8 protein-coding genes and 2 pseudogenes are annotated in these 5,772 nt (G+C 64.6%); 6 read left to right on the top strand and 4 right to left on the bottom strand.

The window, feature by feature from the left end; genetic code table 11:
* Positions 1 to 44 precede the first annotated feature (44 nt).
* Positions 45 to 557 carry a hypothetical protein gene (locus tag AWC14_RS07405; RefSeq protein WP_179294686.1) on the bottom strand — a complete coding sequence of 171 codons (513 nt, stop codon included), beginning with the start codon at positions 555 to 557 and terminating at the stop codon, positions 45 to 47.
* Positions 558 to 584: 27 nt separating this feature from the next.
* Between AWC14_RS07405 and tnpA the strand changes: the two genes are divergently transcribed.
* A complete protein-coding gene (gene tnpA, locus AWC14_RS07400) occupies positions 585 to 1,100 on the top strand; it encodes an IS200/IS605 family transposase (protein WP_084031209.1) in 516 nt (171 codons plus the stop codon).
* Between the two features lie 195 nt (positions 1,101 to 1,295).
* Here tnpA and AWC14_RS07395 read toward each other — a convergent pair whose 3' ends face one another.
* The 3 genes from AWC14_RS07395 to AWC14_RS07385 form a co-directional block, all read right to left on the bottom strand.
* Entirely contained in the window at positions 1,296 to 1,631 is a 336-nt protein-coding gene (locus tag AWC14_RS07395; RefSeq protein WP_084024932.1) for a hypothetical protein, read from the bottom strand.
* 75 nt (positions 1,632 to 1,706) lie between these two features.
* Positions 1,707 to 2,345, bottom strand: coding sequence for a trypsin-like serine protease (locus tag AWC14_RS07390; RefSeq protein WP_083071756.1), 639 nt, complete (start codon positions 2,343 to 2,345; stop codon positions 1,707 to 1,709).
* An 83-nt stretch (positions 2,346 to 2,428) separates the two neighbouring features.
* Positions 2,429 to 2,641 (bottom strand): hypothetical protein, encoded by a 213-nt coding sequence (locus tag AWC14_RS07385; RefSeq protein WP_083071755.1) that lies wholly within the window; start codon positions 2,639 to 2,641, stop codon positions 2,429 to 2,431.
* A gap of 320 nt (positions 2,642 to 2,961) precedes the next feature.
* On the opposite strand from AWC14_RS07385, the gene AWC14_RS07380 reads away from it, so the two are divergent.
* The 5 genes and pseudogenes from AWC14_RS07380 to AWC14_RS07355 all read left to right on the top strand — a co-directional run.
* Positions 2,962 to 3,174 (top strand): DUF4926 domain-containing protein, encoded by a 213-nt coding sequence (locus AWC14_RS07380; RefSeq protein WP_083071754.1) that lies wholly within the window; start codon positions 2,962 to 2,964, stop codon positions 3,172 to 3,174.
* A gap of 625 nt (positions 3,175 to 3,799) precedes the next feature.
* On the top strand, positions 3,800 to 4,171 hold the full coding sequence (locus AWC14_RS07370; protein WP_083071752.1) for a hypothetical protein: 372 nt from the start codon (positions 3,800 to 3,802) through the stop codon (positions 4,169 to 4,171).
* 40 nt (positions 4,172 to 4,211) lie between these two features.
* Entirely contained in the window at positions 4,212 to 4,511 is a 300-nt protein-coding gene (locus AWC14_RS07365; RefSeq protein WP_084047064.1) for a hypothetical protein, read from the top strand.
* Between the two features lie 76 nt (positions 4,512 to 4,587).
* Positions 4,588 to 5,171 (top strand): annotated as a pseudogene (locus AWC14_RS07360) (IS607 family transposase).
* Positions 5,168 to 5,772 (top strand): annotated as a pseudogene (locus tag AWC14_RS07355) (IS607 family element RNA-guided endonuclease TnpB); the annotation flags it as partial. The pseudogenes AWC14_RS07360 and AWC14_RS07355, both read left to right, overlap by 4 nt.

Genomic DNA, 5,772 nt, shown 5'->3' with positions numbered 1-5,772 from the left:
TCTGGGATCGACTGTCGCCCGGCAGCTTAAGCGCGTGGGGCCGGCTATATGAATACGCGTGAACGGGTTTCGCGTTTCTTACCCAACTGCCACTGCTTGACCGCATCAAACGCCCGCGCACCCAGGTTCTGCGCCTCCTGGGCGGGCACGTGCTCACGCACCCAGGACTGGCGCAGCGACGACGCGAACGACTGCGCCTGACGATCACTGAACCCGTGAGCCGCCGCTACCGCGTCCAACGCCGCCCGCCGAGCAGCGCGTTGCTTCTTGTTACGCCGCGGCAAAGCCCGCGCTGCCGCGAACATCGGATCGGATTTGACCGCGCGAGCACGCGCGATGAACTCACCCAGCACCGCGTTATACACCCGCACGCCCGCCGAAAACCGTGTCCGGATCACCCGGCACTGCCCCAGGTCCGGGCGCAGCGGCCACGATCGCACATGCGTGGGTGCATCCTTGGGGCGCTTACGCGCCCGCGGCTTACGCTCACCGCCCGCCCGATCACCGCCACCGACAATGGTTGTCGGTGCCGGCGGGTAGACACCTTCGGTGTGCACACCACGACTGTAAAAGACACCACCGACATCACGGTCCCAGCAGCCAACAACACCTACCGGCGTGGCGGCCACAGCGTCTCGGCGCTGTGGGTACATCTTGTCTTCGTAACGAAATATCGCCGGCGGATTCTGGACTCGGCGATGCTGGACTTCTGCCAGCACACCATGTCGGGTGTGTGCACTGATCTGGGTGCCGAGTTGGTTGAGTTCAACGGCGAACCCGAGCACGTGCACCTGCTGGTCGCTTACCCGCCCACCCTGGCGATCTCCACGTTGGTGCGCCGCCTTAAAGGCCGCTCCAGCTACGCGGTGCGCCGCGAATACACCGGAACGTGTGTGCGTGCCCGGATGCGCAGCCACCTGTGGTCGCCGTCGTATTTCGCCGCATCCGCCGGCGGCGCGCCGTTGTCGGTGATCAAACGCTACATCGAAAACCAGAACCGGCCCCTCCAACACCGGGCTACGCCCGACAGAAACCGGTCTGCAGCGGCTGCGCCGCCCCCCGTGCCAGTGGTTACCTCATCAACCGACTTGATGCGCTAACCGCGCTCTAAAGAAGCGCGGCTTGCGCGCTACGGCTTTCGGTCATATCCGAAGTCCGGCGCGCGATTGATGCGACGGATCAGTTCCTTATCGGTGACCGCTGCGAACTGCGCGGCGATCTCGCGCAGCAGACCATCTGACACCATGAATCCATTCCCCCCTCAACATGTTTCGTGGTGGCTTTTCGGCCAACCGTTACGGGTCCTCGCCGCTGGCCGTATCCGCCCCCGGTACGTCGTCGCGAAGTTCTGCGCGGATCTGAGCATCGGCACGGTCACGTGTGTTCTGCCGGGCTGCACTGATCCCCAGCGCCAACGCATTTGCCAGGAAGAACACGACAATGGCGGCCGCGACAGGATCAGACAGATGGTCGCGCTGGGCGCCGACGACTACGGCGGCCAGGACGATGCCGCCGGCTGCGAAGGCATACTGCTGGCGTCCGGTTCCTGCAGACCGTGGTTCCCGGGTAACGAGGATGTAGAACAGGATTACTTCAACGACGGCCAGTATCAGAACGATTCCAAGGCGCATCGGCGTGGATCCTCCCCCTGTTGAGTGCGGTGCCCTTTTTGCGGCATCGCATGTGGCGCTACGTTTTTTGTTCGGTTAGTCGATGGTCAGATTCCAGCGCTGCAGCCAGGGGCCGATCAGTTCGGCGACGGTGAGTCCGTCATCGGTCGACCTGATTGTGATGCCGACCGCCACCGCTGTGCCGTCATCCTTTAGCCCGAACACTGGGCCGCCGGAATCACCGGGCGCAATGGCTGCTGCGAACTTGACCTTCGTTGGGGATGCGTCGATGACACGACCGCAGCTGCGCCCGGTGACAGCCCCGATTTTGCACAGCGTCTGCCCGGGCACCACATAGGGCAGTGCGCCAGTAACGGGTATGGTTCCGGCGATATCTGCGTGCAGGGGAATGTCTTTCGATAGGCGCACTACTCCAATGTCGGTGTCCTTGTCGTCGTTGCCGGCATACTCGGTCACTACGAACCCACCGACGGGGACTTGCCGGCCGCCCGAACCTGCGCGCATTGTCACGTCGCCGCCGCGGTCGCAATGGCCCGCGTCGAGCAGCACAGCTGTACCGCGGCGGTTGCGGGCAACGAATCCGGCGGTACACACTGCGCTTGAGGCGTCGTCGGCGTCCCACATCCGCAGGGTCGATCCCGGCGTTAGCGCGGGCGTGCTGGCGGCGGCGGCGCTGACGGAGGTTGACAACAGCGACACCAAGAACGCGGCCATGGCCCCCGCCACGCGCAGTATGGATCGAAGCTGGCTTGATACTCGGTCTGATTTCGCCGCTCGCGCGCAGCGGGCCGCTGGCATCATTGCGGGGGTTCGATCGTCAGCCCGGCCTCGTTGAGAGCGGACATAACGAAGTGGACGAGCCTGTTTCCGCTGAAGTGGCTGACTGGTCCGGTCACGGCGAGGAATGGGACACCGCCCAGGCTTGACGCGGTGATCGGTCCGGCGCTCACCGGCGGGGTCAGGACTGGCCCCCCGACCTCTTCCTCATCGTCCGGTGCAGGTGCATTCATACGGGCTAGTTTATGTTCGCGGTATGGCCCACAACGGCTGCGCCATCACCGACTGGCCAACTTTTTACCCGAGAATCGCGGCGCCGCGTGCGGCCGGCGCACCGAGAAATGCTACGGCGACGCCGTCGCAGGCGGAACCACAGCAGCGATCGGCCCGGTCAGGATCATCGGCGTGCCGAAGCAGCCCACACAACTGTCCTAGGGGCAAAACAGGTGGCGGGCCGGATGGATGGAGACACTGCACGTCCGGCTGGGCGGGCCGAAGCACCTAACGGGTACTACGCTCAGGCCCAGACATCCCGGGCGGCCGAAGACGAAAGATGAAGCCCCAAGAACTCGATGTAGTCCAGCTGCTGCGCCCCCTGCCGGAGCACAACCTTCCGGCCGGTGCGACAGGAACGGTCGTCATCGACTACACGACCTATTCGGATCGAGACCTTCCCCCCGCGTATGAAGTGGAGTTTGTAAACTCCGACGGCACCACCCAAGCGCTGGTCACCATCTCCGAAGATGACATCGAAGTCGTGCGCTAACACTGAGATTCCACACGGCGGCGCCCTTCGCCTTCTGGCCGACTCATCCGTGGCCGACCATCGCTAACCGGCGTCAACGAGTGTGCCGACGAACCTTCCCCAAGCGCCAGTCGACTTGGCGCGATTCAGAACACCAGCACTTATAGCCATTTATTCGGTTGTATAGGAATGTCATATAACCCGCTAGAAGTCGCTATAGATGGAGTGCCGATGGGTCCTCTGCGGAACCCGTATTCGCCCGGCGTGGGCCGACCGCCGGCCGCGCTCGTCGGACGCGATAGCCAGTTCGAGCAGTGGGCGGTTGCTCTTGATCGCCGGGAGCGAAACTGGATCGCCGCCCAGGTTGACGCCGGTGCCGGGAAGCCTCTGCGCGAAGCGCTCGGAGAGGCGCTGCATGCACCCCCTGGCCGACCTGGCACGACCCCTGAGCTTCAAAGCGTCTTACGACACCAGTGGCACCTGGAATTTCGGCGTCGATCTCACCGAGACCACAGGCGGCGGAGTGCGCCCCCGTCGCGTCCGCGGAATAGGAATAGACTGGTGAACGACCGAAAGTCCATGACCTGAAGCCGCGCACGCCGAGGGCCCATGGCAACCGTTCTCGTCGAATGCGGAGTAAGCAGCGATGACTATCACTCAAGGCGAGGTCAACTCGTCATCCCAGATCACCCATGCCGTCAAGGCGTTGTTCAGCGCACTCGGGCCACCACGCGCCCGGTTGGCCTGGTCGGATAGCGACGTCGTCGGATGCCATCCGGTGTTCGGTCTGGCTGAACACTACCGAGGCCATGACCGCGGGGATGCGGGCTACACCGAGAACCGGTACCGCGGCGATCACATGTCAATCCCGTGCTACACCGAGGACGGCGACGTATTCGTCCTGGATATCAGCTTCCACAAGGGCGAGACCTTCATCGAGCGGGTCGTCTTCCCCGAGGGGCCGTCCGTGGTCCATACGGCGCTCTACACCTTGCTGGATTCCTGCGAAACGCGGTGAGCCCCCGAACAGCCTCTGCCGCAAGGTATTCGCACGCCGGATGCTCGAGCGCAGGGCAGGGTTTCACCATCGCGATGACTTCAGGTCGCTGACGCTCGGCGCAGGCGTACCGCAACTCGGCCCGCCGGGCTGGCGCATTCAGCGCACCATCGCAACCAGCCGTGCGCCATGCGCCGGCCAGCCGGCGGCCGACGGTGTCGCCGACATCAAGACCGGTCTGGCTACGCTTGAGCAGCTTCGGAGCGCGGCGGAGGCCGCGAAAATCATCGTCGAACCGAGGACGCGCCGATCGACGAGCGCAAGGCGCGTGCCGGATCGGGCTTCCCTGGCAGCGCAGTAAGTTGCCAGGAATGGGGTTGTGAACTGTTGCGTGTTGAGTGTAGTTGAGTGTGCGTAAGTGTGTTTGGCTTGGTGGTGTGAATCTGGCGGATTGGGCCGAATCGGTTGGGGTGAACCGGCATACGGCTTATCGCTGGTTTCGGGAGGGAACTTTGCCGGTGCCCGCAGCGCGTGTGTCGGTTGATTCTGGTGCAGCACGACACCGGCCGGTGAAGGCGCGGCGGGTGGCGTGGTGATCTATGCCCGGGTGTCGAGTCATGATCAGCGCGCCGATTTGGATCGGCAGGTGGCCCGGTTGACGGCGTGGGCGAGCGAGCGGGATCTGGCGGTGAAGCAGGTCGTGGTGGAGGTCGGGTCGGGTCTGACTGGCAAACGTCCGAAGTTGCGCCGGATCCTGTCGGACCCGGATGCGAAGGTCGTTGTTGTGGAGCATCGCGACCGGTTGGCACGCTTCGGGGTGGAGCATCTGGAGGCTGCGTTGTCGGCGCAGGGGCGGCGGATCGTGGTGGCCGATTCCGGCGAGACGACCGATGATTTGGTGCGCGACGTGATCGAGGTGCTGACGTCGATGTGTGCTCGGCTGTATGGGCGGCGCGGGGCGCGCAACCGGGCGATGCGCGCGCTGACGGCCACCAAACGTGGACCGGGCGAGGCGGCATGATCGTCGGGATGCCCACCCGGGCGCAGGCCGTGAAGGTGGCCGCGGCCACTGGCGGAGCGCATCTGGCTGGTGAGTCGAAATCCGATGGTGTTCGGGGGTTGTCGCGGTATGTGGATGTGGGGGCGGATTTTGAGGCGCACCGGGCGGCGGTGGAGTCGGTGTCGGTGCTGTTCGATCTGTACGACGGCGACGCCGACGGGTACGCCCAGACGGGTTCACCCGGCGACCGGCTGCCTACCGGGTGGATGGTGACGGCAGCGAAGTTTGAGGTCGAATGGCCCGCCGAGGCGGCGCGGGCGGGGTTGGTGCGCTCGCATTTCGGTGCGCGGCGCAAAGCGTTCAACTGGGGCCTGGCCCAAGTGAAGGCCGACCTGGACGCCAAAGCTCTTGATTCGGGCCATGAGTCGGTGGGCTGGGATCTGGGTTCGCTGCGCAAAGCGTGGAACCAAGCTAAGGACGAAGTGGCGCCGTGGTGGGCCGAGAACTCTAAGGAGGCCTACTCGTCGGGGCTGGCGGATCTGGCCCGGGCGCTGGATAACTGGTCGGCCAGCCGCAACGGCACACGGCGAGGTCGCCGGGTGGGTTTTCCGCGGTTCAAATC

The sequence above is a fragment of the Mycobacterium kyorinense genome (genome assembly GCF_002101735.1).
Classification (GTDB): Bacteria; Actinomycetota; Actinomycetes; order Mycobacteriales; family Mycobacteriaceae; genus Mycobacterium; species Mycobacterium kyorinense.
Note: the sequence above shows the minus strand (reverse complement) of the source record. Positions and strands in the feature narration are given on the sequence as shown.